The following is a 23,671-nucleotide window of genomic DNA, read 5'->3' on the forward strand; positions in this document are numbered from 1 at the left end:
CAATATCCAGTTACAGAGCGGTTACATCGCTGAATATAAATTAAATCATTAAAATAATTAAGGATTTAAAATTTCATGTGCGGACGAATTCTTAGTTTGAGAGACGTATTGGGAATGGTTTTAGGTAATAAGCCACGTTGTAATAATTCTTCAAAGACCAAAACAGGGGCATAGGCATCGGCAGCGGCATAACGAATTTGTTCTGGATTTAAGCGCTTTTTGGCCCAATTCGAGGTGCTGACCGATTTAGATTTTGGAAAATTCACACGAAAAAGCAGTGCCATGGCATTTTTTAAACCGACGGGTTGGGTTAAGCCAAAAGAAGCAAAGCACTTGGAGAGTTCCAAGACACTATTCAGTTGGATGCCTTTTTTACGAAATAAATGCGCATCATTTTTTAAGCCAAAACCCACTTTAATTTGATCACGATTACTCAAGATTGGTCTTAAAAAATCCCAAGTGCATTCGTTCATTTGAAACAACCATGCCTGTTGCGCCGTCGCGAGTTGGATTAAATGTGGGCCGGTAGAGACCTCACCTTTACGAAAAGTCGGCTTAGATTCAGAGTCGAAACCGAATAAGGCAGTTGTCTGTAATTCATCGGACCAGTGTTGGCATTGTTCGGCATTGTGAATGACATGGATCTGCTCTGGCACTAAATTTTGGAACAATGGAAAATCTTTAATCTGTTCTTTTGTTGGCAAAATAGGTGTCAGTAGAGCATCAGTCATTGTGATTCAATTCAAAGGCTTGTTGTTGCAGCCTAGAGCGTTTAGTAGGGAAATGCAAATACCGAGATGTGGCGTTGAGCATGAGCCATTGACTCACCTGCCTGTCATAGCGCGTTGCTATGACAGTGACGAGGGCACTTAAACACAGTGACCAAGAGGTTTAAAGACAGTAACTTAAAACAGAAAACGCGCAGTAAATAATACATTTACCAAGATCAGTAAGAATAAACCGATAAAGAGAAAGGCGAGAACCACCTCCCATGTTTTGGATGCACGTGGCTCGCCATATTGATTGGCATTTGCAGACCCTGGGATGAGCATCAGCGCAATGCACATGACGATATTGAGCAACGGAATCAGCTCTAAGAGTGCAAACCAGCCTGAGAGATTAAAGTCATGCAAACGACGCACTGAAAAAATCATCAAAGGGATCAGCATTAAAATATTTAGGATCAATCCAATCACTTGCGTCATTGGATTTTCAGCATGAGCTATTAGGGCATTGAGGGTATTGGGCATCATGCTGACGATCAGTAGCATCAATATGCTCAGCATGAGGCCATAGAAGACATTCCAACCGATAAAAGACATGCGATTAAAACGACCGTCACGGTTCCAACCAGAGTTTATATTGGGTGAATTATTCATATTAAATGATCTTAAATTATCGTAAAAAGTATAGTTATCATTCATTTTTAACCGCAAAAATTGAGCTAAAAACGACATAAAAATGTGAAAAAGTACAGGATTTGATCCTGAACATAAAAAGCGCGTTGATTATAAAGGTAAAGTACAAAAAAAGCCCACATGTGTGAGCTTGTTTGAGTAGATGTATTGCTGTTTAGAGCGATCTAGGCGGCATTTAATGATTTATCATTATTGTTGTTGAATCGTGGTTTGCTGAGAGCGGATCACATAGTTTTGGTAAGACGGAATCATGATCGCAGCAAGTATCCCGACTATAAACACCACGATATACAAAACAGCCAGCACTGTTTCCCAACCTTTGGTCGGGCGTGGTTGTCCAAAGCTATTACTACCGCTATTACCCGGTGCAAATAACACATAGAGCGCAAATAATATATTCACTACAGGAACTAAGATCAGCAGTGCAAGCCATCCAGAATGGTCTCGGTCATGTAAACGACGGATTAAGAAAATGACGCTGTAATAAATGACGATGGCATACATGATAAAGAAAATAATCATGAGTGGCGTCGACATTGCACCCTCAGTCAACGCATTTTGCGCACCGGGTATGAGCAGGCCGACCACAACAGCAATTAGTGTAAAAATAATGCCGAGAAGTAGATTCCATGCAAGATATGCGCGCCGGCTAAAGCGGCCACTGGCTTGGGTCGGTGAGTCAGATGTGAATGTATTCATTATTATTCCTAGGCTTTGGTATTTTTATAAGTAGGCAAATTCTAAAATGAATATGTAGAAAATAAAAGGATGAAAAATAAACAGTACAAAAAAGCCCGCAAGGAGCGGGCTTTTTTGCGGTGAAGGAATTTTAAATATCCCATTCCACAAAGTTTTTCAGCAATTGCAGGCCGGCTGTATGACTTTTTTCTGGGTGAAATTGTGTCGCAAACAAGTTTTCCTTGTAAATTGCGGTACAAAATTCCAAACCATAGTCACAGGTAGCAGCGACAATGCTTGAGTCTTGCGGCTCTACATAGAAGCTATGTACGAAATAGAAACGTGCATCTTGCTCAATGTTTTTCCACATCGGATGGCTAGGGTCTGCCTGATGCACTTGGTTCCAGCCCATGTGCGGTACTTTTAATCCCTCTACATCAGGGAAGCGTTTAACCGAACCTTCAAAAATACCCAATGCATCTGCACCGCCATTTTCTTCGGAATGCTGCATTAGGGCTTGCATACCGACACAGATCGCAAGCACAGGTTTATTAAATGCCGCTTTACGGACCACTTCATCAATGCCTGCATCATGCATGCCTTGCATACAGTCACGCATTGCTCCCACACCGGGGAACACAATTTTATCTGCTTGTGCAATCAACTTAGGATCATTGGTGACATCAACAGTTGCACCCACGTGTTCGAGGGCTTTTGCTGCTGAGTGAAGATTTCCCATGCCATAGTCAAGAAGGGCAATACGGGTCATTACAATGTTCCTTTGGTAGACGCAACAGTATTTTCGGCACGCGGGTCAACTTCACACGCCATACGTAATGCACGGGCAAAGGCTTTAAATACGCTTTCAATTTGGTGGTGGCTGTTTTTGCCTTTTAGGTTGTCGATGTGCAGCGTCATTAACGCATGGTTCACAAAACCTTGGAAAAATTCAGAGAAAAGATCCACATCAAAAGTCCCGATGCGTGCGCGAGTGAATGGAATATCCATCCAAAGACCCGGACGGCCAGATAAATCAACCACAACACGACTCAGTGATTCATCCAGCGGCGCATAGAAGTGACCGTAGCGACGTAAACCTTTTTTATTGCCTAATGCTTGAGCAAAGGCTTGGCCAAGTGTAATCCCACAGTCTTCTACGGTATGATGATCGTCAATTTCAAGATCGCCATCACAATGAATATCAATATCAAACAGACCATGTCGCTTGATTTGATCAATCATATGATCTAAAAATGGAACACCAGTGTTTAAAGTGCCTTGACCAGTACCATCAAGATTCACACGAACTCGAATTTTGGTTTCGTTGGTGTTTCTTACCACTTCACTGATACGATCTGTCATAGACACGTTCCTCAAATACGTCAAAATGATTGATGTAAAAATATTTTCGCTGTGACGAAAAGTCACCGCATATTAGATTGCTCAGGAGGGTTTATCAATGCCTATTACCGTACATGCCTATACTTCTTTGGAAAATGATGAAGTGCGCAGCCAGCTTGAGCGACTGTATGACACCAGCCCTGAGTTTAGCGACGGTTCCGATGCGATTGAACAACTTGAGCAGAACTTAGCTCAGTATACCTTAGTTTATACTGCAGAATTTAATACAAAATTGATTGGCGCGATTTGGTGTACAGGCCAAGGTGAAAGCAAAACCCTTGAATATATTGTGGTACACCCAGCAAATCGTGGGCGTGGTGTTGCAGAACGTCTAGTGAGTGAAGCGACACGTATGGAGGAAGAAAAAGGGGTGAAAACTTTCGAGCCAGGTTGTGGCGCGATTCATCGTTGTTTAGCACACATTGGTAAAATTGACGTAGTTGAGTAAAGTTCAATTTTTAAAAGACAGTCTCCGTGCTGTCTTTTTTTCGTCTGAATAATTAAATTGACTCAGACTTAAATGTAAATAAGACAAAAAGTAAGCGATTAGTGTGAAATGTTGATTTAAAAATAAACATTTGAGAAAAAAGCCCATGCTTATGCTTGACGGCATACAGCTTAAATTGTTTAATACGCCCCATCGGCGTGATAGCTCAGTAGGTAGAGCAACGGATTGAAAATCCGTGTGTCCCCAGTTCGATCCTGGGTCTCGCCACCATATTCAAAACTGATTTTTCAGTTTATCAATCCCTGATCCCATCAGGGATTTTTTTTGCCTAAAAAATATGCATACAAAAAATATTTTTATAAATATGATTGACTAATTAACTAAGATACGGCTTAATACACCGCATCGGCGTGATAGCTCAGTAGGTAGAGCAACGGATTGAAAATCCGTGTGTCCCCAGTTCGATCCTGGGTCTCGCCACCATATTCGAAAAAACCTCAAACCATTGTTTGAGGTTTTTTTTTGCCTGTTGTTTTTTCGGTTGTTTATCATTTACACAATTTAACTGCTACAATCTACCGAATATAATTTGACTGATAGTTAAAAAAAATTTTTAAAAATAAAAGGTATGACAATGCATATGAAAAAAATGTTAATGGCTTTAACCATAATTACAAGCGCTGTATTAACAGCATGTGGCGGTGGAAGCAGTGGGAGTTTTAATTCATCATATGAAAAAGAATTTACTTTTGGTACTCAAACCTATATTTGCCACAGTGAAAAAGCAGCAAATGCATGCGGTAGTGCAAGTCGAGATTGTTCAGCGTGTGATCTTAAAACACCGTCTACCAATGTGATCACGGCAATATGTACTCAACCTGTAGCAAAAACCCATAAAGTGACAACAGCAGGCTGTGTATTAAAGCTAACAAATGATATCCAGACAGGAATCTGTACATCAGAAGGATTAAGATTATTGTCAGGCAGTAATCGAACTAAAGAAGAAGTGAATCAGGGGGCATTATTTACAAATGGAAGTCTGAAAATCACGCTGGCGAATAACGTGACTGAAACGATTACCTGTAATTAATGCTGATGAAATTCATTGTGCCAATGTTGATTGGCCTCGTCTGTTTGGGATTGGGCTATTTAATAGCCCCGTCTAATACTGTATCTGATGATCCTACAGTTATAGAAAGTAATAGAGATCAGACAGGGACTAGGTTTATTCAAAATTTTCAGCAGAATATACCTGAGCAGTCTGAAAATAATATCGAATTACAACAGCAACTCAAAAATCAAATGACTCAGGTGAATGCCGTCATTGATCAGGCGACACCACAACAGTTGGACCAATATTTAAAACAAGCCTTTCCTAGCTATGATTTATCGGCAATAAAAAACAAACGCGAATTTGCAAAGCATCTTGTACGCGAATTTGTTGATGCAAAAAATAATCCTCATGAGCCTATGAGTGGACGAGCCACGGTTATGGCACAACAAGAATACGGGGTTGAAAATGTACTGCCGCGTGACATTTATGCAGAACAGCAGTTGTTTGCTCACTTTGATACTTTAGGAAAAACTCCGAATAGTGAGCAGGTTTTTGTACGTTGGAGCGATCAATCTACTGGAGAAGTGCTGTTTTTTATGCCTCAACGGATTAGTGCTCAGCGTGAACAGAATTGGGTCAGTTTTAGTCCTGTCGCTGGCTGGAAGCCAGGGCACTATGATGTGAAATATTATCAAATGAATGATCAATTAAGCCCGATTGCACAGACCAGTTTTTATATACAGCACGTGATTGAGTAAATATTTGAAGCTCAAATTTTATCGCTGAAGCTAGGACTTAAGTGCTAGTTTCCGACCCTAAAAATTCGATTAAACTGATAAAAAAATAAATAATGAATTTTTACAATGAAAGACCTTTTCTCTACAGGGAGTGCGCTGTATCAACAATCACGTCCAAGTTATTCTGCTGAAGTCGTCGATAGCATCTTGCAGCATGTTGCCGTGCGTGAACTGGCATGGGACTGTGGTGCAGGTTCAGGTCAATTTACCAAAGGTTTGGCGTCCTATTTTCAACAGGTTTTAGCGACAGATCTGAGTGCCGAACAATTGGCACAAGCACCCAATTTAGACAATGTACGTTATGAGCAAGCTAGCGCAGAACATTGTCCGCTTGCTGACCATTCAGCGGATTTAATCACAGTTGCGCAAGCGATTCATTGGTTCGATTTTGCTGCCTTTTATGCAGAAGTACGACGCGTTTTGAAACCCCAAGGTCACATCGCCATTGTGGGCTATGGTCTGATTCAATTTGAACATGCGGAATTGAACCAGCTTTTACAGGATCTGTATTTTGTCACCTTAAAAGGCTATTGGGATGTTGAACGTCGTTACATCGACGAAGAATATCGCAGTATTCCGTTTCCATTTCAGGAGTTAGCGACACCTCAGCTGTTTTTAAATTATAGGTGGAGTGCACAGCAAATTTTGGACTATTTGCAAACGTGGTCTGGGTTAAAACACTACCAAAAACAATATCCAACACATCAACCGTGTGCAGCTTTGCATGACTTCTTTAGCCGTCATCCGCAGCAAGAGTTTGCTTTGTCATTTCCTGTGCTGTTAAGAATTGGAGCAGTATAAAAAAGAAAAAGCAGCCGCAATATAGATAGATAAAGGATGATATCTTAAGTCTAGAATGAGCAACGTGAGGTTTAAATAGGTCGTACTCTCCTGCCGTTTGTCGGGCTTAAATCTAGTAAATTGATTAATTGTTGTACAATAATGGCAGTGTAAATTTTTTCAATTTTCTATTTTTAAATCTCTCGGAATGAACATGATGAATCTCCCTAAATCTGTTTCCGTTTTGGTTTTTGTTAGCGCAGCAATGACGGCTATGAGTACTTTGGCTGCGGAAAAAGCCACTACAAAAGCTGAGGATACCGAACAACAAGCTATTCAGATGCCTGCTTTAACCATTATGGCAGAGCGTGAAATGCGTGCAGAGACGGGCATTGTTGAGTATCAAGAGCAGGTGGATCGCCGTAAAGCTTTACAGCAACGGGTGATGCAACTTGAGCGCGATACGCAAAACAAAGGTGTCGATGCAACAATTGTATCAAATGTAGATGTCTTGCCTGCGACAGCAGTGCCTGATATGTCGAATTTATCGCCTTTGATGCAGCAGCATGTTTTAGATATTGCCGCAGGTTTACAGTCTTCTGACCCACGCAATGGTTTATATATTATGTTGCAACCCTTTGGGATAGACCGAAATGCGACCAATGTGCAAATCAGTCGTGATCAAATCAATCTTGGCAATATTGACCGTCAGTTAAATACCAATCCGATCAAGACCCCATAATCGAATACATCTCTATAGCAAATTGAAGGCGAAAATTCATGTTTTATCCATGAATTTTCGTTTTGATGACGTGCGCAATTTAAGTGTATTGACATTGATGTTTTCAAATAGCCTTCTTAAAAAGCATGGCTATTTTATCGTCAACCTTCAAACTTTTGGTTAAACTGAATAAAAGGGCATTCGGAGCTCATTATGCCGCGTATCTTTGTTGTCTTGGCCAGTGCTACGGTATTGGTCTTTGGATGGATGTTTTATCAATATTCAGTACAGCAAAAAGAAGCTGTGCAACTCTCGACCTATGAAACGGTTTTGCGTGAAAAGACCGAGCAAATTTTTCAGCAAGCTCAGCACTGGGAAGAGCCGATACAACTCAATGTGACAGATGCACGGCTAACGGGTGATTATAAAATCATGTCGGATTTTATTTTGAGCCAAATGCTGCAGCGTGCAGAAGCGCGAAATCAATATATTCGTGATCTTAAAGCACTGAATTGGGATAAATTTCTCGACATCGATCGCTTGTTGCAAGATAAAAAAAACCAATATCAAGAGACTGAGCAAATGCTGCAACAGGTGCATGCTGTGGTCGCTGCTTATGAGCAAAAAACCACTCAGCAAGAGGAAAATGGTTTAGCTCAGGCCAAACAGTTGGCGGTCAAACAGGTGTTTCGTCAGCAAATTGCCCAGAGTTTAAGAGACAGTCGTGATAGTGATGAGTCGCATGCTTTATTTGAGTTAGAAAAGCAAAGCTTGGCGAAGGCTGATGAGCTCTTTGCTGTGCTGAAAGCCAATAAATGGGAAAAGAAAAATAAATTATTTATGTTCTATGAAGATGCGCCTTTAAAGCAGTTTAATCAGCTTTATACAGAGATGTTAGCGCTCAATGCGCAAATGGATGAGATTCGCCAAAAGAACCGTTCAGAGTTGAAACAAAAGCTTTAACTGACTGTCATCACTCTTTCAAATTTGCGCGATAAAGTGGCTTATAGCAGGGTTTTACATCATATAGAGGTCCATGCTCATGCGAGCTATTCAGATTTTTGATGATATTCAGCAGGTCTATATCGACTTTATCGCGAACCGCCAATATCCACGTTTGGAAAGTTTAAACAATTGGGGCAAGAACCGTTTTTTCTTCAGTCAGTATTTTCGCATGATTGAAGATTGGCATCTGACTGAACAGATTGTGATTGAATTTAATCAACAATTTTATAGTTTGGATACAGGGACGGCGCCTGACTTTATGGATCAAGACAAATACATGGCTTGGTTGATGGAACAATTACAAATATTAAAATAAGTCCTTTTCATTCAAATTATTCAGCACAGCTTCGAGATATGTTATGCAATTCAAAGCCATCCTTTAGCGGATGGCTTTTTTTGTTGCTAGCGAACTTAATTGGGGGGAGCGTGGTCTGAGCTAGTATGAATGGCGCAGAAAACGTGAGCCCTAAAATTGTCCTGAGGCATTGGATTTGCAAATTTTATACAACTATTAATCAATAGTGTGACTTAAATCACTTAAAATACGCCGAAAATTTAAACATAAATTTTTAGCCAGCAGCCCATAACGCATAAGAAGCTGAGCTGTATTGAACTTGCAAACATTCTAACCTTAGACCGATTGGCTTTGAATGAAAGGTTTATCGCCATCTTTAGAGATGATTTTTTTTAGCGTATGAAAAAATTAATACTGCTATGGCTTGCCATATGTGCGGTTTCATTGGTGTCGATAGGCTATACCTATGAATTATTCATTAGCCCTGTTTGGGTGGTAAATGTATTCGCGGCCTATGGCATGATTTTAATACGGAAGCATTTAAGCCACGACTTACTGATCGTGCTCTATGCTTTTAGTGCGATCTTTGTGGCCTCGCTGATGGTCGATCCCGCCAAAACTTTAGAAGATAAATTTCTCCTGTGTGCGATTTCGGCATTTCAAATTTGGGTATTTATTAAAGCCTATTTGGCACTGAGCCATTTAAAAAAGCGCCGCTTTAAACGAACCTTGATGCTAACTGTTCCGAGTATCGTGGGTGCTTTTGCAGGCAGTCTGTTGTTCGTGGCATGCTTTCAGATGGACAACCAATACTTTGCCTTTGTTGATTATTTTCTAGAGCAATTTGCAACAAGTTTGGCTGTGGTGTGTTTATTATTTGGTGTTCAGCGCTGGATGAATGTACCGTGGATGGATTATGGCTATCTGATCGTGGCATTGGCCGTGCAATATGTGATCTCAAATGATCAGATCTTCTATGCCTGCATGGTCTTGCCTTTATTGATGTGTTATTACGCGATCAAATACGACCTCAAAACTTTTTGCTGGCTGATTGGTTTAATGACGCTGATCTGTGGCTGGTATGGTGCCATGCCATTGGCTGGGGAATATTGGTCAGATGCACAAATACATATGCTCTCGCGGATCAGTTCTTATCGTTTGGCATTGGGTATTTATCTGATCATTTTTCTGTTTATTTGTGAGCTGTATGCACGAAATAAACGCCTGTATTTGGCTTTGCAACGTGTGAGTTTTTGCGATGAGTTGACGGGGCTGAAAAATCGCCATGCCTTTAAAGAACAAATATTTATAGAGGGTGCGGTTGATAAAGGCTGTATCATTTTGCTCGATGTCGATAATTTTAAAAAAATTAATGACCAATATGGGCACCAAATAGGGGACAGTGTTTTGGTGCATTTGGCAAAAATCTTAAAAAATTGTAGTCCACGCGCTAGTTTTATCAGTCGCTGGGGCGGTGAAGAATTTTTAATTTTGCTCGAAGGTGCCGATTTGGAGCAGGGTAAAATGTTGTGTGAAACAATTTTGGAACGCTGCGAACATGTGCCGTTTCGAAAAGATCAATTAAGGCTAGATGTCAGCTTTAGTATGGGCTTGGCCGAGTTTCAACAGTTGAGTTTGCCCAATTACTCCACGACTTTACAGCATGTCGATGCCTGCCTATATCAGGCGAAATCACAGGGGAAAAATCAGTTTGTTTATCAAAAGATTATTCCGTTAGCAGAAAGCAATATTGCAGTCTAAATCGGCATAAAAAAAGATGCCGTGAAGGCATCTTTTTTTAGCATTTAATCAACGATTAAGCTGCTTTTTTGAACCAAGAAAAGAAACCTTTTTTCTCAGCTTTTGCTGCTTCAGCTTTTTTCTCTGCACATTTTTTAGCGCAGTCTTTTTTCGCTTCAGCTTTTACTTCTTCAGTTTTAGTTTCAACAGCTTCTTTTGCATCAGTTGCTTTTTCTACAGCTGCATCTTTTGCTTCAACAGTTTTTGCTACAGTCGCGTCTTTTGCTGCAACAGTGTTCGCAACAACAGCGTCTTTAGCCGCTACAGTTTTTGCTACAGTTGCATCTTTTGCTGCAACTGCAGTTTCTTTAGTTGCTGCTGCTTTTTCTACAACTGCTTTTTTCATGTCAGCAGTTTTTGCTTTAGTAGTTTCTTTCACTGTTAAAGTTTTAGTTTGAGTCGCTTTTTCTGCAATAGCCACTTGAGTTTTAGCAGCATCTTTAGTTGCTTGAGCAGCAGCTACAGTTGCAGTTTTCGCTTGTGCAGCTTGAGCTTTTACAGCTTCAACAGCAGTCGCAGGTTTTTGTTCTACAGCAGTAGTTGCCATAGCAGAAGTTGTAGCAGCAACTAAAGCAACAGCTAAAGTAGTTTTGATCGCGTTCATAGTCATCACTCTATAAAACTTAGTTAAAATAAGGCATTGTAAATTTTATGCCTTATCAACAGCGCTTAGGTTACACGGCACAGAGTGAGGGATTCGATTGTGTGAATATTCCACCAATGTTACAAACGGATAACATGGTGTTACGCAGAAAAACAAACAAAAACAGCGTACATTGCACAGTATTCGAAATTTTCAATTCAAAGCTGATTTAAAATCACTGTTAAAGCCGTTATGGTGAATATACATTTCCGCTATTGGTATGGCATAAAAATAACGTCGCATGAGGGATAACTACAGATGCAGCAGCTTATTTGTTATAAACAGCTCCCTGTGTGGACGCAGCAGTCGATTCCGCAAGGTTTTAAACAACAGCACAATACCAAAGCAGGCACTTGGGCAAAACTCACCGTGCTGCAAGGTGAAGTAAATTTTGCCATGTTAGATGCGTCTGGAAATATCCTTTCCACGCATGTATTTAGTCCAGACCAGCCACCACCGTTTATAGAACCGCAGGCGTGGCACAAGATTGTCTCTGCGAGTGATGATGTGCAATGTCAGTTGAGTTTTTATTGTTTAGCACAGGACTATTTTTATAAGAAGTATCAACTCAGCCCAACACATTCAGAACTTTTGGCAGCAACACCATATTTGCAAGGTGGTCGAGCTTTGGATGTCGGCTGTGGTCAGGGGCGTAATTCGCTGTACTTAAGTCAGTTGTCTGAGCAGCATTTTGAGGTGGATGCATGGGATGTCAATCCACACAGTTTGCATAAGCTGCAAGAGGTGATCACTGCGGAAGGCATGGAAAATATTCATGTACAGCAGCGTGATCTAAACGCTGACCCAAGCATTGCAGGTACATACGACTTTATTTGCTGTACCGTGGTGATGATGTTTTTAGAGGCCAAGACAGTGAAGCCACTGATTCAGCAGATGCAGCAAGCCACAAATATCAATGGCTATAATTTGATTGTCTGTGCGATGGATACGTCTGATTTGCCCGTGCAGCCTGACTTTCCATTTAGCTTTAAAGCCGGGGAGTTAAGTGCTTTGTATGAGGGCTGGAAAGTTGTGAAATACAATGAAAATATCGGAGAGCTGCATCGGGTGGATGCGGAAGGGAAGCGGATTAAACAGCATTTTGCGACCTTGTTGGCGCAGAGGGTTTAATTTTTACTTGTTCTCTAGTGGGTGTATTTCTTTTAAGTAAACTAGCGTGACAAGTTGGGACGCATTGTGTTAGAAATAAGTGTAAATAAGATACTTTTTACTTTATTAAAAGAAATAATTAGAGATAATACGCCAACTGATTTTTATGCTTTTGCAAAAAATTTGGGTTAACAAGGCGGAGGTGTACAAATGAAAGCTTTAGATATTGCAAACTATATTGTTTGTTATGCTGCTGAAAATCATAGTGAACAGCCTTTAACGCATTTGAAATTACAAAAAATTTTATATTATGTAACTACTGAGTTTTTGAAGCAAAATCTTGAAATAGAAACTTTGTATCCAGAGAAAGTCGAAAAGTGGCAATTTGGTCCTGTTGTTTCTGTTGTTTACAATGAATTTAAGACTTATGGTGGTAAACCAATTACTAGTCCTACAAGTGAAATTATTTTTTCTGAGGATGATTTAGATTTTGAAATTAAAGATTTTGATGTTGCTTCTTTTGAAACACAGAATGAATCTTTAGTTGCTGTAGCTAAAAGAGTAATTGAAAAACTAATTATCAAAGATGCTTTTACTTTGGTGGATATGACACATCAAGAAAAAGCATGGATTGATGCAGAGCCTAAAATTAAGAATGGGGAAAGAGGGCTTACATATACTTCTAATGAGTTACGTGAAGCTACTAATATAATATGAGCCTTGATAAGTTAATTGATTACCATCTTAAGCCGTCTGATACTTTAAGTAACAGGCGGTTTATTACTTATAGCGCTGCTTTTTTTATTAGAGAAGTTCCAGCATATATTGTTACTGAATCAGGAGAAACATTTTATGATATCCCTTATGATAGGGTAACTGAGATAGTATTCAATCAAGATTGTGAAATTGAGAAAAGCGAGCTTGATGACTTAAAAGGAGCTATTTCTGAAAGAATTATAAAGTTTCTATCTGAAAAGGGTATTCCTGAGGATTTGAAGCATAAGCTAGAAAATGTTCCTCGCGCCGAAGGCGAGTCTATCGAGGATAGTTGTAATAAACATATCGTAGCTTGTTATAGAAAACTTGTTGGTCATATTGGCTTAGCTGCAATACAAAAAGAATTTATTTTAGAAGCTGCTGGGCGAGCTGATAGAATTGCTAAAGAAGCAGAAAAAACCGCAAAGCAGGCAACTGAGGCGGCTATTCAATCTTTAAAGAATACTGAAAACTCTACAACTCAGTTTGTCACTATTTTAGGTATATTTGCATCAATCATCGTGGCCTTATTTGGTGGAATGAGCTTAGTTAAAGCAGCAGTGGAATTGCTTACGAGTGAAGGAAGTTTGCCTCTATTTGTATTTGTGGTTTCGGTTTTAATGTTGAGTTTTTCAGGGTTAATAGTTCTATTAACAACGTGGATTACATCTCTTAATAAAGAAAAATCTGAAAATAGTTATCTTTGGACTAAGGTGATTTTATTTTGCTTTTTAATCGTTTGTTGCGTTGTATCTGGCCTCATTTCATATGATTTATCAAAAAGACCTAAAGTAGAAAAAGAAACACATAGTGCAGATATTAAACTTGAATTAAAAGCAAATTGATAAAGAAACCCCGCAATAAGCGGGGTTCTTTTTATCTCAGTATTTAATTAAATATTAAACACGTTCGATAATAGTCGCGATACCTTGACCAAGGCCGATACACATCGTCGCAAGACCGATTTGTGTATCTTGCTGTTCCATTACGTTCAACAATGTTGTTGTGATACGCGCACCAGAACAACCCAATGGGTGACCCAATGCAATCGCACCACCGTTCAAGTTCACACGGTCTTGTTGATCATAAATGCCTAAGCCTTTAAGAACAGACAAACCTTGTGCTGCGAATGCTTCGTTCAACTCAAACGTTTGAATATCAGCAATTGACAAGCCAGCACGTTTAAGCGCTTTTTGAGTTGCTGGTACAGGACCATAACCCATGATCGCAGCATCACAGCCTGCAACCGCCATAGAACGAATCACAGCACGTGGCTTAAGACCTAAAGCTTGAGCACGTTCAGCAGACATCAATAACATTGCAGACGCACCATCAGACAATGCTGATGAAGTCGCAGCAGTTACTGTACCGCCTTTCGGATCGAATACTGGACGTAAAGCTTGGAATGCTTCAAGGTTTGCATCAGGACGAATCACTTCATCGATATCGCACAGAATTTTGAAGCCATTCGCATCGTGCCCTTCAACGCCCACGATTTCATTTTTGAAACGACCTTCTTGTGTTGCAGTCCAAGCACGGCGGTGTGATTCAACACCAAACGCATCTTGTTCTTCACGCGAAATACCGTTCATACGACCTAACATTTCAGCAGTTAAGCCCATCATGTTAGACGCTTTTGCATAGTGCTTAGACGCTTCTGGGTTGATGTCGATGCCGTGCATCATGCCAACGTGACCCATGTGCTCTACACCACCAATGATGAAGATATCACCTTGGTTGGTTGCAATTTGCGCAGCCGCCGTGTGGATTGCTTGCATAGAAGAACCACAAAGACGGTTCACTGTTTGACCTGCAACAGTACGTGGTAGGTCTGCTAACAATGCAATGTTACGACCAATGTTCATACCTTGCTCTAGGGTTTGGTTTACACAGCCCCAGATTACGTCTTCAACTTCATTGGTATCAAACTGGTTACGAGCAACAAGCGCGCGTACTAATTCAGCAGATAAGCTGTCAGCACGTACGTTACGGAACATACCATTTTTGGTTTTACCCATTGCTGAACGTACGCCATCAACGATGACAACGTCACGTGGATTTAAAGTAGCCATTCACGTTGCTCCTTAACCGTAGAATTTTTTGTTGTTAGCAGCCATGTCACGCAACATTTGTGGCGCTTCATAAGCCTTACCTAAATACGCATATTTGTCGCAAAGCGCTACGTATTCAGCGACACCTGTTTGGTCGATGTAACGGCATGGACCACCACGGAATGGAGGGAAACCTACACCCATGATCATCGCCATATCTGCTTCAGCAGCAGTCGCTACGATGTTGTCTTCTAGGCAACGAACAGTTTCGTTACAGAACGTCAGCATCATACGGTCAATGATTTCTTGAGCATCAAATTCACGTTTTTCCGCAGTTGCAACAGAAGCCACAAGTTCGTAAGCCACTGGATCAACCACTTTGGCTTTCTTACCTTTACGGTCAAGTTCGTATTTGTAGAAACCAACGTCGTTCTTTTGACCCAAACGTTTTGCTTCGTACATTGTTTGAATTGAACCTTTGAAGTCAGGCTTCATGCGGTCAGGGAAACCTTCTGCCATTACTTCCGCACCGTGTACGCCTGTGTCGATACCCACAACGTCGATGAGGTAAGCAGGACCCATTGGCCAGCCGAATTTTTCCATGACTTTGTCGACTTGTTGGAAATCAGCACCGTCTTTCAATAGAAGGTCAAATGCACCAAAGTAAGGGAACAATACGCGGTTCACCAAGAAGCCTGGGCAGTCGTTAACCACGATTGGTGTTTTACCCATTTTCTGAGCAAGAACCACAGTCGTTGCGATTGCCTCAGCAGATGTTTTCTCACCACGGATCACTTCAACCAATGGCATCATGTGAACTGGGTTAAAGAAGTGCATACCAACAAAGTTTTCAGGACGTTGTAGGTTTTCAGCCAAACGTGTGATTGAAATGGTTGATGTGTTAGACGCAATGATCGTGTTTTCACGAACATTTTTCTCAGTTTCAGCCAGTACGATACCTTTTACTTTCGGGTTCTCTGTTACTGCCTCAATCACGATGTCCACTTCTTTAAACTCGTCATAGCTTAAAGTCGGACGGATGCGCGCAAGAGTTTCACCCATTTTCGCCGCAGTCATTTTTTTGCGATCAACTTGTTTAGTCAACAATTTGTTCGCTTCAGACATACCTAACGCCAATTGTGGGTTACCAATGTCTTTCATGATGATCGGTGTGCCTTTGCTTGCCGCTTGGTAAGCAATACCACCACCCATGATACCCGCGCCTAATACAGCGGCTTGGTTGACAGGGTGCGCACCTTTTTCATATTTCTTCGAAGTTTTCTTCACAATTTGGTCGTTAAGGAATAAACCAATTAACGCACCTGCTTGTGGAGTTACAGCCGCTTTAGCAAAACCTTGCGCTTCGATTTTCAATGCTTCATCACGTGGAAGGCTTGCACCTGCTTGTAATGAGTCTAAAAGAAGTTTTGGCGCTGGGTATTGAGCAGGATTTGCTTTTGCAAGAACTGCACCTTTCGCTGTATTGAATGCCATCATTTGTTCAAGCATGTTCAATTTAACAGGATCTAATTTTTCTTGACGTTTTGCTTTCCAGTCTACACGGCCAGCAATCGCTTGTTTTACAAGGTCAATTGCAGCGTCTTGTAGTTTGTCTGCAGCAACAACTGCATCAACAGCACCGTCTTTGAGCGCAGCAGCTGGCTTTTTCGGTGCAGCCATTGCCATCCATTCAACCGCATTGTCGATACCAATCACGCGGCTTAAACGAACCGTACCACCAAAACCAGGGTAGATACCCAGTTTGATTTCTGGAAGGCCAACTTGTGCAGCATCTGACATCACACGATAGTCACACACTAAGCACATTTCAAAACCGCCGCCCAATGCCATACCATTGATTGCAGCAACTTTAGGAACGTTTAGATCTTCAAACGCATTGAAGATGTCGTGAACAGGCAATGCCCAATCCACAATCGCTTGTTCGCCTTGAGCGAAGTTGTCACCGAATTCAGTGATATCTGCACCCACGATAAATGTAGATTTACCTGAAGTAACGATTAAACCTTTGATGTCACCGTTTGCTTTAACAGCGTCAATTGCAGCTTTAAAATCTTCAATTGTTGCGCGGTTAAATTTGTTGACCGACTCACCTTGTAAGTCAAAGCGGAATTCTGCAATTCCGTCCGAAAGCATTTGGACGGTAATGGCATTGCCAGCGTGGATCATGCCTGATCTCCTTTATTTTGGAGGACTTCTAAGTTGATGTTGTGAAGCGAGTACGCGGTTCCTGCGTACACTTTATGCCTCGCTAATCTTACGATAACTATATCTAAAAAGAACATAACAAGTTGTATCAAGCCGTGACGCTAGGGTCATCAAAATTTCTTTTGGAAATAGCCTTCGGATCTGCCTTTAAACGCTATCGCTCTGATTAAATATGTTGAAGCTTATGTTTCAGTTCACATTTTTTTATAAATGTAAGCTATAGATTGAGATGCGAAAGAAAAAATCAAGAAAAAAGCAAGTGTATTTTTCGGCAGAATGGTCAATTCACTTTTACTATTGTCATCCATCTTTGCTGAGACACAGTGTTCTATGCTGCTTATTGAAGCGTCACTGAGCACTATGCTATACTCGCCGCGTTCTCAAAAGTTAATTTTTTATTAAGCACAATGCTTATTAGCACCAGGTCCTCATATGATTAAGTGGATTATCCTGGCGGTCTTTGTCATTTCTGCGTTTTATATCCAGCAACGCGGTAAAGTCCGTCATTCATTTTATCGTCAGTTTTTTGATCATTCGACATTGCTCGCACCGATCAATTTTCTCATGTACATGTTTTCAAAAGTGCCGAGCCAACCCTATATCGACACGCAGCATTTTAAAGATTTAAAAGTCTTAGATGAAAACTGGGAAATGATTCGTGATGAAGCCAAGGCCTTATATGAAAAAGGGGGCATCAAAGCATCGAGTACTTATGATGACCTTGGATTTAACTCGTTCTTTAAAACAGGTTGGAAACGCTTTTATTTAAAATGGTATGACTCAGCCCATCCTTCGGCTGCTGAACTTTGCCCAAAAACTACGGCCTTGTTAAAAAATCTACCCACGATTAAAGCCGCGATGTTTACTGAGTTGGCGCCTGACAGTCGTTTAGTCCGTCATCGTGATCCCTATGCCGGTTCATTGCGTTATCACTTGGGCTTACTGACGCCCAATGATGACCGTTGTTTTATTGATGTCGATGGTCAGCGGTACTCATGGCGTGACGGCGAGAGTGTGGTGTTTGATGAAACTTATATTCACTATGCTGAAAATAAAACGGATCAGAACCGGATTATTTTCTTTGCAGACGTTGAACGGCCATTAAAGTCAAAGTGGATGGAAGCTTTTAACCATTGGTTTGGTAAAAATGTCATGACTGCTGCGAGTTCACCGAATGAAAGCGGTGATAAAACGGGTGGTTTAAATAAAGTATTTGGCTATGTCTATCAAATTCGTATAAAAGCCAAAGCCTTGAAAAAAACCAATCGCTCACTGTATTACTTTTTAAAGTGGTTCCTAATGTTGGGGCTGTTCTTCCTGATTTTTGTACGCCCATATTTATTTTAAAAGTAGAATAAATATTGAAAAAATGCGCCCTTAGGGGCGTTTTTTTATGCTGACAGTCAGTGAAATATCAGTTATCGTGGAAGCAGAATAAAAATAATTATGCAGAGCAAATCAGCCAAAAGCAGAAATAGTGTTAGCCAAAATAAGCCAGAACCAGAATAAGCCAGAAAAAGTGAGCCAATAGACGAGGAAAATGATGTTGACGTCCAAACTTAAGCCCATGCAAAACCGTTGAGCTGAAAGAAAAGTGTCATCATCAATGATAGCCAAAACCCAAGGGTGAAAACGGTGGAAGCTTTGCATGCAGGCATGAAGACCTACTGCATAGAAACCCTGAGTAAACGCCTGAAGGGATTGATTTGGCGGGAAGGGTATCCGATTCATGAAAGCAACCAACCAAACATTGATGCATCAAATGCATATTTCGATGCAAGATATAGAACGACGTAAACAGTTGCTTGGCTTGACTGATTTAGAGCTGGCGGAACTGGCTTCGATTGGTGGAATTGTGGCGCCAATACTCGACAGTATGGTCGATGAATTTTATGAAAATCAGACCTCAATTCCAGAAATTGCCACTTTGATTGGTGATCTTGATACCTTGAAGCGTTTGCAACGCGCGCAGCATCAATATTTATTGGATTTATTTTCCGGGCGCTATGACAGCGCGTATGTGAATAACCGTTTACGGATTGGTTTGGTTCATAAGCGCATAGGTGTAGAGCCGAAGTTGTATCTCTCTGCGGTGCATACCCTAAAGACCATGTTGTTTCGCTTAATTCAGCGTACCTTTAATGATACGGAACAATATCAGCGGATTATTAACACCTTGGAAAAGCTCTTTATGTTCGACACTACATTGGTGGTGGAAACCTATGTATGGAGTTTGATTAATGAGGTGAAGATCTCCCGTGAAAAAATGGAACAGTATGCGCATGCGCTAGAGTTTCGTGCACAAGAAATGGAAGAACTTTCACAGCGCGATCCATTAACTGGACTCTTAAATGTCCGGCATTTATCGACCTTATTGACCAGTATTTTATATACCGCACAGCGTAATCATGAACCCGTAACAGTAGTGTTTATTGATATCAATGATTTTAAAAAGATCAATGATGAACAAGGTCATCCACGTGGAGATCAGGTACTACAAACGGTTGCTGCGGCCATAAAGTCGGTTGCACGTTTAGATGATCATTGCTTCCGTTATGGCGGAGACGAATTTTGTTTGGTCTTGCCGGGATGTAGTGAAAAGCATGTGGAAGCGAGTTTTATCCCGCGTTTATTAGAAGCGGTGGCTGAAATGGAAGCAGGCTTAAGTTTAAGTATTGGGCTGTGCCAAACAGACCATCAGCAAGGCTATGTAGATGCCATGAGCTTGGTACAACAAGCCGATGCTAAAATGTATCAAGAGAAAAAGAATTATAAACGTTTGCAGGAACAACCTATGTCGAAAGAAGCGTGATCCGAGCGTAAATAACGCCAAAAATAACAATAGATGACTAGCGAAACTTGAGCTAAATGGATCTCCATATTCTTGAAAATAATGTGATAAGTATGCTTATTTCCTGCAAAAATAAAGCTGAAATAGCAGATGCATCCTGCAAAATCTTGTATAGAATAAAAGCAGTTGATGGGGGATAAGATGCAAGTTTTTCGTTCAAAAAAAGATTGGTGGGTGGTGGCGTTTATTGTTTGTATGAGCGGTTTACTCATTCAATTATTACTCACCATGCAAGCCAAAGGCACGATGCAGCAATATCCTCTTCATACCGCGGTGTATATTTTAACGGTGTTATTGCTGTGGTGGCCAATATTCAATACACGTTATCAAATTTCCGCTACAGAATTAAACATCCGTAGCATGTTTCTACATTGGCAGATTCCTTTGCAGGATATCCAACGCATCAGTGCAAGTCAGGATTTGTCTGCGGCACCTGCGCTTTCCATTAAACGTTTAAAAATTGAATATCTTCGAGATGGCAAAACCAAATTTGTCATGGTTTCACCGAAAGATCCGCAAGCTTTTGCTAAAGCGATTGGTGTTCCAATCCAATAAATATAAGAATGCTGAATAAAGGTATGTGAGCATGCCTTTTAAAGACCAGTAAATTATTTAATAATAACCAATTGTCCAAGTTGTGCATCTAGGTGTATTTTAGTTTGTTCGGGATGATTCAAAAAATACACCGCCAAAATAGGTTCAAGTTCAACCCGTATTTTTCGTGCTAAATGTCGTGCGCCATAACGAATATCATGGTTCTTATAAAAATGTGCTTTGGCTGCATCTGTGAGTTTGATACTGCGTTTTTGATGTTGTAGGCGTTGATTAAGTTTTTCCAGTTCAATCTCCACCAAACGAGGTAAAGCATCATCTTGAACGGGTTGATATTGCAGTACACGGTCAATACGGTTAATAAATTCAGGGTCGAATTTACGTTGCATTACTTTTTCAATAATGCTGCTGACCGGCACGCGTTTGAGACAAACCTTCTGTATTTTTTCGGGTAAAAAATTTAACTTATCTAGATATTGCTGTGCCGCTTGTGCACCGACATTGCTGGTCATAAAGATCATACAATTACGAAAGTCGATGGTTTTTGTACCTGAGGTTAGGGTTAATTTTCCGCTATCCAGCACATTCATTAAGCCGCGAAGAACTTCGGTTGACGCTTTTTCCAGTTCATCAAAAAGCACGATTCCCGGTCGGGTATGACTACCTGCAATGGCAACTTCATCAAATAAACTATGGCCTTCTTTCGAGCCGACATAGCCCGGAGGAGCACCAGTAATGGCAGCCGCATAATGTTCCTGTGCGAGCGTGTTCATATCAATACGGCAAAAGGCATCAGACCTGCCATAAATCACTTCACTGATTAAACGCACAGTTTCGGTTTTACCAACACCTGTCGGTCCAAGCATTAAGGTTACGGAGAGCGGTCGTTCTGGACTGGAAAAATCAGCCTTGACCACATGCAGCATTTTTTCAATTTCGTCTAATGCTGCTTCTTGTCCAATGATCCGTTGCTTTAGGCGTTGCATAACGTCATGCGGTTCAAAATGAAAACGCGGCTTACCCATCAAACGGTTTTTTTCAGCAGTGCTATGCGTCGAAGTTGTCGGGTGTGCGACATGGATGGCGGGATTGGCGTTCGTCATGCATCATGTTCCTAAAGCGGGATGTTTTGAGCATAGCAAATTTAGAATTTTGCATTAATAGCTTTTAGCAATCAGATCATTGCTATGAGCAACAATAAATTTGCGGGATTGCTTGAAAATGTAGGTAAAAGCATCACATCATGTCAAAGAGCAATATCGAAGACGGAACAAGGCAAAAGTGAACGAAAACGCACGCGAACATATTGAAAAAATTCTTGCCAATATGACGACTCTACCCGGTGTTTACCGCATGCTGGGTAAAGATGGTGAGTTGCTGTACGTGGGTAAAGCAAAGAATTTAAAAAATCGTGTGTCGAGTTATTTTGTCAAAACTATTGAGCATCCCAAGACGCAGGCTTTGGTTGCCCGTATTTATGATATTGAAAGTTTGGTGGTGCGTTCTGAAACGGAAGCCCTATTGCTCGAACAAAACCTGATTAAGTTGCATCGTCCGCCGTATAACATCATGCTGCGTGATGATAAGTCTTATGTTTATATTTTTATCTCTGCCGATAAACCCTATCCACGAATTGCCGCAGGACGTGGGAAAGGTAAGCATCAAGCTGGTAAGTTTTTTGGGCCTTATCCGAGTGCTTATAACGCGCGTGATACTTTGGTGGTGCTGCAAAAACTGTTTAATGTGCGTCAGTGTGAAAATAGCTATTTTTCGCAGCGCAAACGACCATGCTTGCAATACCAAATTAAACGCTGTTCCGCGCCTTGTGTGGGTTTGATCTCACCCGAAGATTACAAAGAAGATGTCAATAACTCGATTCGGTTTTTACAAGGCGACACTAAAGAGCTTAATCAAGAGCTGATTGGGAAAATGGAAGCTGCGGCAGAAGCTTTGGAGTTTGAAAAGGCGGTGTTTTATCGTGATCGTATGGCACTGCTACGTGATGTACAAACTCAGCAAGCGATTTATAAAGTCAAAGGCGAGGCAGATATTATTGCCATTGCTTATCAAGCCGGTGTGACCTGTGTGCAAATCATGCATGTGCGCAATGGCAAAATGCTCGGCGGAAAGAGTTATTTCCCTGATATGCAGGGTGATGATCTAGGTCAAATGCTCTCAGATTTTATTGCCAATTTTTACTTTCAAGTGGCAGATGAAATCCCTGCAGAACTTATCATCAATGTCGATATTCCAGATCGCAAAGACATGGAAGATGCGTTGTACCAGCACTTTGAAAAGCGGATTCAAATCAAACATAAAGTGCGTGAAACCCGTGCAGAGTGGCAAGAATTGGCACAGATGAATGTGCAGCACGCCATTAAAGGTAAATTGGCCGATCATTTTGAATTGAATGAGCGCTTTCATCAGTTAGAGCAAGTCGTTGGGCGGCCGATTGACAGTATTGAGTGTTTTGATATTTCTCACACTATGGGTGAGGCAACTATCGCGTCTTGTGTGGTCTTTGATGCGGGCGGCGCAAGAAAGCGTGACTATCGACAATTTTCAATCAATGATATTACTGAAGGCGATGATTATGCTGCTATGCGTCAAGCACTGACCCGCCGCTATAAAAAGCATATGTTGCCCGATTTGCTATTAATTGACGGGGGTAAAGGTCAATTACACATGGCGATGGAAGTCATGCAAGAACTCGAGCTCGATGCCTTTATGGTCGGGGTGTCCAAAGGTGAGGGGCGTAAACCAGGTCTGGAAACCTTGCACTTTACCGATGGTGAAAAAATCCAATTGCCCGAAGACCATAAAGCCCTGCATTTGATTCAACAGGTTCGTGATGAAGCCCACCGATTTGCCATAACTAAACACCGAGCGAAAAGAGATAAAAAGCGCGGCTCATCGGTACTTGAGGTGATTCCGGGCTTAGGGCCAAAACGTCGTCGGGATCTTTTGACTCATTTTGGTGGCATTCAAGGGGTGTTGAAGGCTTCTGAAAATGATTTAAAACTAGTGCCGGGGTTAGGCGATGTGATGGCGCGCACCATTTATAAAATTCTGCATGAATAGAGCG

The 23,671-nt window shown here is 41.1% G+C and carries 25 protein-coding genes and 2 tRNA genes; 17 read left to right on the forward strand and 10 right to left on the reverse strand.

Translation table 11 applies throughout. The features are described from left to right. Window positions 1-65: 65 nt before the first annotated feature. The 5 genes from G0029_RS01035 to hisB all read right to left on the reverse strand — a co-directional run bounded on the left by G0029_RS01035 (window position 66) and on the right by hisB (window position 3,458). Window positions 66-731: a 3'-5' exonuclease gene (locus G0029_RS01035; RefSeq protein ID WP_180109643.1), complete on the reverse strand. Its 666-nt coding sequence runs from the start codon at window positions 729-731 to the stop codon at window positions 66-68. 174 nt (window positions 732-905) lie between these two features. After that, window positions 906-1,379: a DUF805 domain-containing protein gene (locus tag G0029_RS01040; RefSeq protein WP_180109644.1), complete on the reverse strand. Its 474-nt coding sequence runs from the start codon at window positions 1,377-1,379 to the stop codon at window positions 906-908. Between the two features lie 228 nt (window positions 1,380-1,607). Further along, window positions 1,608-2,117 carry a DUF805 domain-containing protein gene (locus G0029_RS18480; RefSeq protein WP_180009276.1) on the reverse strand — a complete coding sequence of 170 codons (510 nt, stop codon included), beginning with the start codon at window positions 2,115-2,117 and terminating at the stop codon, window positions 1,608-1,610. A 130-nt stretch (window positions 2,118-2,247) separates the two neighbouring features. Continuing rightward, window positions 2,248-2,865 (reverse strand): imidazole glycerol phosphate synthase subunit HisH, encoded by a 618-nt coding sequence (hisH, locus tag G0029_RS01050; protein WP_180106118.1) that lies wholly within the window; start codon window positions 2,863-2,865, stop codon window positions 2,248-2,250. Beyond that, the gene (hisB, locus tag G0029_RS01055; protein ID WP_078190487.1) at window positions 2,865-3,458 is read right to left on the reverse strand and encodes an imidazoleglycerol-phosphate dehydratase HisB; all 594 of its coding nucleotides are present in this window, start codon (window positions 3,456-3,458) and stop codon (window positions 2,865-2,867) included. The genes hisH and hisB overlap by 1 nt, the downstream gene beginning before the upstream one ends. Before the next feature lie 97 nt (window positions 3,459-3,555). Between hisB and G0029_RS01060 the strand changes: the two genes are divergently transcribed. The 10 genes from G0029_RS01060 (at window position 3,556) to G0029_RS01105 (ending at window position 10,358) form a co-directional block, all read left to right on the forward strand. Beyond that, window positions 3,556-3,945, forward strand: a complete 390-nt coding sequence (locus tag G0029_RS01060) for a GNAT family N-acetyltransferase (RefSeq protein ID WP_078193146.1) — start codon at window positions 3,556-3,558, stop codon at window positions 3,943-3,945. A 194-nt stretch (window positions 3,946-4,139) separates the two neighbouring features. Beyond that, window positions 4,140-4,215, forward strand: a tRNA-Phe gene (locus G0029_RS01065). 137 nt (window positions 4,216-4,352) lie between these two features. Further along, a tRNA-Phe gene (locus G0029_RS01070) sits at window positions 4,353-4,428 on the forward strand. 157 nt (window positions 4,429-4,585) lie between these two features. Then, window positions 4,586-5,035, forward strand: a complete 450-nt coding sequence (locus G0029_RS01075; protein WP_180106120.1) for a hypothetical protein — start codon at window positions 4,586-4,588, stop codon at window positions 5,033-5,035. Further along, complete coding sequence (locus G0029_RS01080; protein ID WP_180106122.1) at window positions 5,035-5,757, forward strand: hypothetical protein; 723 nt, start codon at window positions 5,035-5,037, stop codon at window positions 5,755-5,757. The genes G0029_RS01075 and G0029_RS01080 overlap by 1 nt, the downstream gene beginning before the upstream one ends. Window positions 5,758-5,862: 105 nt before the next feature. Beyond that, on the forward strand, window positions 5,863-6,597 hold the full coding sequence (locus tag G0029_RS01085; protein ID WP_180106124.1) for a class I SAM-dependent methyltransferase: 735 nt from the start codon (window positions 5,863-5,865) through the stop codon (window positions 6,595-6,597). A 193-nt stretch (window positions 6,598-6,790) separates the two neighbouring features. Then, window positions 6,791-7,318: a hypothetical protein gene (locus tag G0029_RS01090; protein ID WP_227591847.1), complete on the forward strand. Its 528-nt coding sequence runs from the start codon at window positions 6,791-6,793 to the stop codon at window positions 7,316-7,318. A 192-nt stretch (window positions 7,319-7,510) separates the two neighbouring features. Continuing rightward, on the forward strand, window positions 7,511-8,260 hold the full coding sequence (locus G0029_RS01095) for a hypothetical protein (RefSeq protein ID WP_180106126.1): 750 nt from the start codon (window positions 7,511-7,513) through the stop codon (window positions 8,258-8,260). A gap of 79 nt (window positions 8,261-8,339) precedes the next feature. Further along, window positions 8,340-8,618 (forward strand): hypothetical protein, encoded by a 279-nt coding sequence (locus G0029_RS01100; protein WP_078190480.1) that lies wholly within the window; start codon window positions 8,340-8,342, stop codon window positions 8,616-8,618. Between the two features lie 378 nt (window positions 8,619-8,996). Then, on the forward strand, window positions 8,997-10,358 hold the full coding sequence (locus G0029_RS01105) for a GGDEF domain-containing protein (protein WP_180109645.1): 1,362 nt from the start codon (window positions 8,997-8,999) through the stop codon (window positions 10,356-10,358). 55 nt (window positions 10,359-10,413) lie between these two features. Here the strand turns inward: G0029_RS01105 and G0029_RS01110 are convergent, their stop codons facing one another. After that, entirely contained in the window at window positions 10,414-11,001 is a 588-nt protein-coding gene (locus G0029_RS01110; protein ID WP_180109646.1) for a hypothetical protein, read from the reverse strand. A 297-nt stretch (window positions 11,002-11,298) separates the two neighbouring features. On the opposite strand from G0029_RS01110, the gene tehB reads away from it, so the two are divergent. The 3 genes from tehB (at window position 11,299) to G0029_RS01125 (ending at window position 13,751) form a co-directional block, all read left to right on the forward strand. Continuing rightward, window positions 11,299-12,171, forward strand: coding sequence for an SAM-dependent methyltransferase TehB (gene tehB, locus G0029_RS01115; protein WP_180109647.1), 873 nt, complete (start codon window positions 11,299-11,301; stop codon window positions 12,169-12,171). Window positions 12,172-12,360: 189 nt separating this feature from the next. Beyond that, window positions 12,361-12,867: a Panacea domain-containing protein gene (locus tag G0029_RS01120; RefSeq protein WP_180109648.1), complete on the forward strand. Its 507-nt coding sequence runs from the start codon at window positions 12,361-12,363 to the stop codon at window positions 12,865-12,867. Beyond that, entirely contained in the window at window positions 12,864-13,751 is an 888-nt protein-coding gene (locus G0029_RS01125; protein WP_180109649.1) for a hypothetical protein, read from the forward strand. Before G0029_RS01120 ends, G0029_RS01125 begins: the two co-directional genes overlap by 4 nt. A gap of 54 nt (window positions 13,752-13,805) precedes the next feature. Here G0029_RS01125 and fadA read toward each other — a convergent pair whose 3' ends face one another. Together fadA and fadB are read right to left on the reverse strand one after the other, a co-directional pair. Next, complete coding sequence (gene fadA, locus G0029_RS01130) at window positions 13,806-14,978, reverse strand: acetyl-CoA C-acyltransferase FadA (protein WP_180109650.1); 1,173 nt, start codon at window positions 14,976-14,978, stop codon at window positions 13,806-13,808. 12 nt (window positions 14,979-14,990) lie between these two features. Continuing rightward, window positions 14,991-17,144: a fatty acid oxidation complex subunit alpha FadB gene (fadB, locus tag G0029_RS01135; RefSeq protein ID WP_180109651.1), complete on the reverse strand. Its 2,154-nt coding sequence runs from the start codon at window positions 17,142-17,144 to the stop codon at window positions 14,991-14,993. Window positions 17,145-17,615: 471 nt separating this feature from the next. On the opposite strand from fadB, the gene lpxO reads away from it, so the two are divergent. Beyond that, window positions 17,616-18,530, forward strand: a complete 915-nt coding sequence (gene lpxO / locus G0029_RS01140; protein WP_078190472.1) for a lipid A hydroxylase LpxO — start codon at window positions 17,616-17,618, stop codon at window positions 18,528-18,530. Between the two features lie 111 nt (window positions 18,531-18,641). On the opposite strand, the gene G0029_RS01145 is transcribed toward lpxO, so the two are convergent. Continuing rightward, a complete protein-coding gene (locus G0029_RS01145; RefSeq protein ID WP_180024932.1) occupies window positions 18,642-18,914 on the reverse strand; it encodes a hypothetical protein in 273 nt (90 codons plus the stop codon). On the opposite strand from G0029_RS01145, the gene G0029_RS01150 reads away from it, so the two are divergent. Further along, entirely contained in the window at window positions 18,913-19,995 is a 1,083-nt protein-coding gene (locus G0029_RS01150; protein WP_180109652.1) for a diguanylate cyclase domain-containing protein, read from the forward strand. The genes G0029_RS01145 and G0029_RS01150 overlap by 2 nt on opposite strands. 180 nt (window positions 19,996-20,175) lie before the next feature. Continuing rightward, a complete protein-coding gene (locus G0029_RS01155; protein ID WP_180109653.1) occupies window positions 20,176-20,589 on the forward strand; it encodes a PH domain-containing protein in 414 nt (137 codons plus the stop codon). Window positions 20,590-20,642: 53 nt separating this feature from the next. On the opposite strand, the gene G0029_RS01160 is transcribed toward G0029_RS01155, so the two are convergent. After that, entirely contained in the window at window positions 20,643-21,689 is a 1,047-nt protein-coding gene (locus G0029_RS01160) for an AAA family ATPase (protein ID WP_180109654.1), read from the reverse strand. A gap of 178 nt (window positions 21,690-21,867) precedes the next feature. Between G0029_RS01160 and uvrC the strand changes: the two genes are divergently transcribed. Then, window positions 21,868-23,667: an excinuclease ABC subunit UvrC gene (gene uvrC, locus G0029_RS01165; protein WP_180109655.1), complete on the forward strand. Its 1,800-nt coding sequence runs from the start codon at window positions 21,868-21,870 to the stop codon at window positions 23,665-23,667. Window positions 23,668-23,671: the final 4 nt, after the last annotated feature.

Origin of the sequence: Acinetobacter sp. YH12138 (assembly GCF_015218525.1) — a bacterium.
In the GTDB taxonomy this organism is placed as follows: domain Bacteria; phylum Pseudomonadota; class Gammaproteobacteria; order Pseudomonadales; family Moraxellaceae; genus Acinetobacter; species Acinetobacter amyesii.

Coding starts and splice junctions, on each gene's coding strand:
- G0029_RS01110 (WP_180109646.1), bottom strand. CDS start 11,001: ATGAACGCGATCAAAACTACTTTAGCTGTTGCTTTAGTTGCTGCTACA.
- G0029_RS18480 (WP_180009276.1), bottom strand. CDS start 2,117: ATGAATACATTCACATCTGACTCACCGACCCAAGCCAGTGGCCGCTTT.
- G0029_RS01155 (WP_180109653.1), top strand. CDS start 20,176: ATGCAAGTTTTTCGTTCAAAAAAAGATTGGTGGGTGGTGGCGTTTATT.
- G0029_RS01075 (WP_180106120.1), top strand. CDS start 4,586: ATGAAAAAAATGTTAATGGCTTTAACCATAATTACAAGCGCTGTATTA.
- G0029_RS01090 (WP_227591847.1), top strand. CDS start 6,791: ATGATGAATCTCCCTAAATCTGTTTCCGTTTTGGTTTTTGTTAGCGCA.
- G0029_RS01035 (WP_180109643.1), bottom strand. CDS start 731: ATGACTGATGCTCTACTGACACCTATTTTGCCAACAAAAGAACAGATT.
- tehB (WP_180109647.1), top strand. CDS start 11,299: ATGCAGCAGCTTATTTGTTATAAACAGCTCCCTGTGTGGACGCAGCAG.
- G0029_RS01095 (WP_180106126.1), top strand. CDS start 7,511: ATGCCGCGTATCTTTGTTGTCTTGGCCAGTGCTACGGTATTGGTCTTT.
- hisB (WP_078190487.1), bottom strand. CDS start 3,458: ATGACAGATCGTATCAGTGAAGTGGTAAGAAACACCAACGAAACCAAA.
- G0029_RS01145 (WP_180024932.1), bottom strand. CDS start 18,914: ATGAATCGGATACCCTTCCCGCCAAATCAATCCCTTCAGGCGTTTACT.
- G0029_RS01160 (WP_180109654.1), bottom strand. CDS start 21,689: ATGACGAACGCCAATCCCGCCATCCATGTCGCACACCCGACAACTTCG.
- G0029_RS01105 (WP_180109645.1), top strand. CDS start 8,997: ATGAAAAAATTAATACTGCTATGGCTTGCCATATGTGCGGTTTCATTG.
- G0029_RS01120 (WP_180109648.1), top strand. CDS start 12,361: ATGAAAGCTTTAGATATTGCAAACTATATTGTTTGTTATGCTGCTGAA.
- G0029_RS01080 (WP_180106122.1), top strand. CDS start 5,035: ATGCTGATGAAATTCATTGTGCCAATGTTGATTGGCCTCGTCTGTTTG.
- lpxO (WP_078190472.1), top strand. CDS start 17,616: ATGATTAAGTGGATTATCCTGGCGGTCTTTGTCATTTCTGCGTTTTAT.
- G0029_RS01040 (WP_180109644.1), bottom strand. CDS start 1,379: ATGAATAATTCACCCAATATAAACTCTGGTTGGAACCGTGACGGTCGT.
- hisH (WP_180106118.1), bottom strand. CDS start 2,865: ATGACCCGTATTGCCCTTCTTGACTATGGCATGGGAAATCTTCACTCA.
- fadA (WP_180109650.1), bottom strand. CDS start 14,978: ATGGCTACTTTAAATCCACGTGACGTTGTCATCGTTGATGGCGTACGT.
- G0029_RS01085 (WP_180106124.1), top strand. CDS start 5,863: ATGAAAGACCTTTTCTCTACAGGGAGTGCGCTGTATCAACAATCACGT.
- fadB (WP_180109651.1), bottom strand. CDS start 17,144: ATGATCCACGCTGGCAATGCCATTACCGTCCAAATGCTTTCGGACGGA.
- G0029_RS01150 (WP_180109652.1), top strand. CDS start 18,913: ATGAAAGCAACCAACCAAACATTGATGCATCAAATGCATATTTCGATG.
- G0029_RS01060 (WP_078193146.1), top strand. CDS start 3,556: ATGCCTATTACCGTACATGCCTATACTTCTTTGGAAAATGATGAAGTG.
- G0029_RS01100 (WP_078190480.1), top strand. CDS start 8,340: ATGCGAGCTATTCAGATTTTTGATGATATTCAGCAGGTCTATATCGAC.
- G0029_RS01125 (WP_180109649.1), top strand. CDS start 12,864: ATGAGCCTTGATAAGTTAATTGATTACCATCTTAAGCCGTCTGATACT.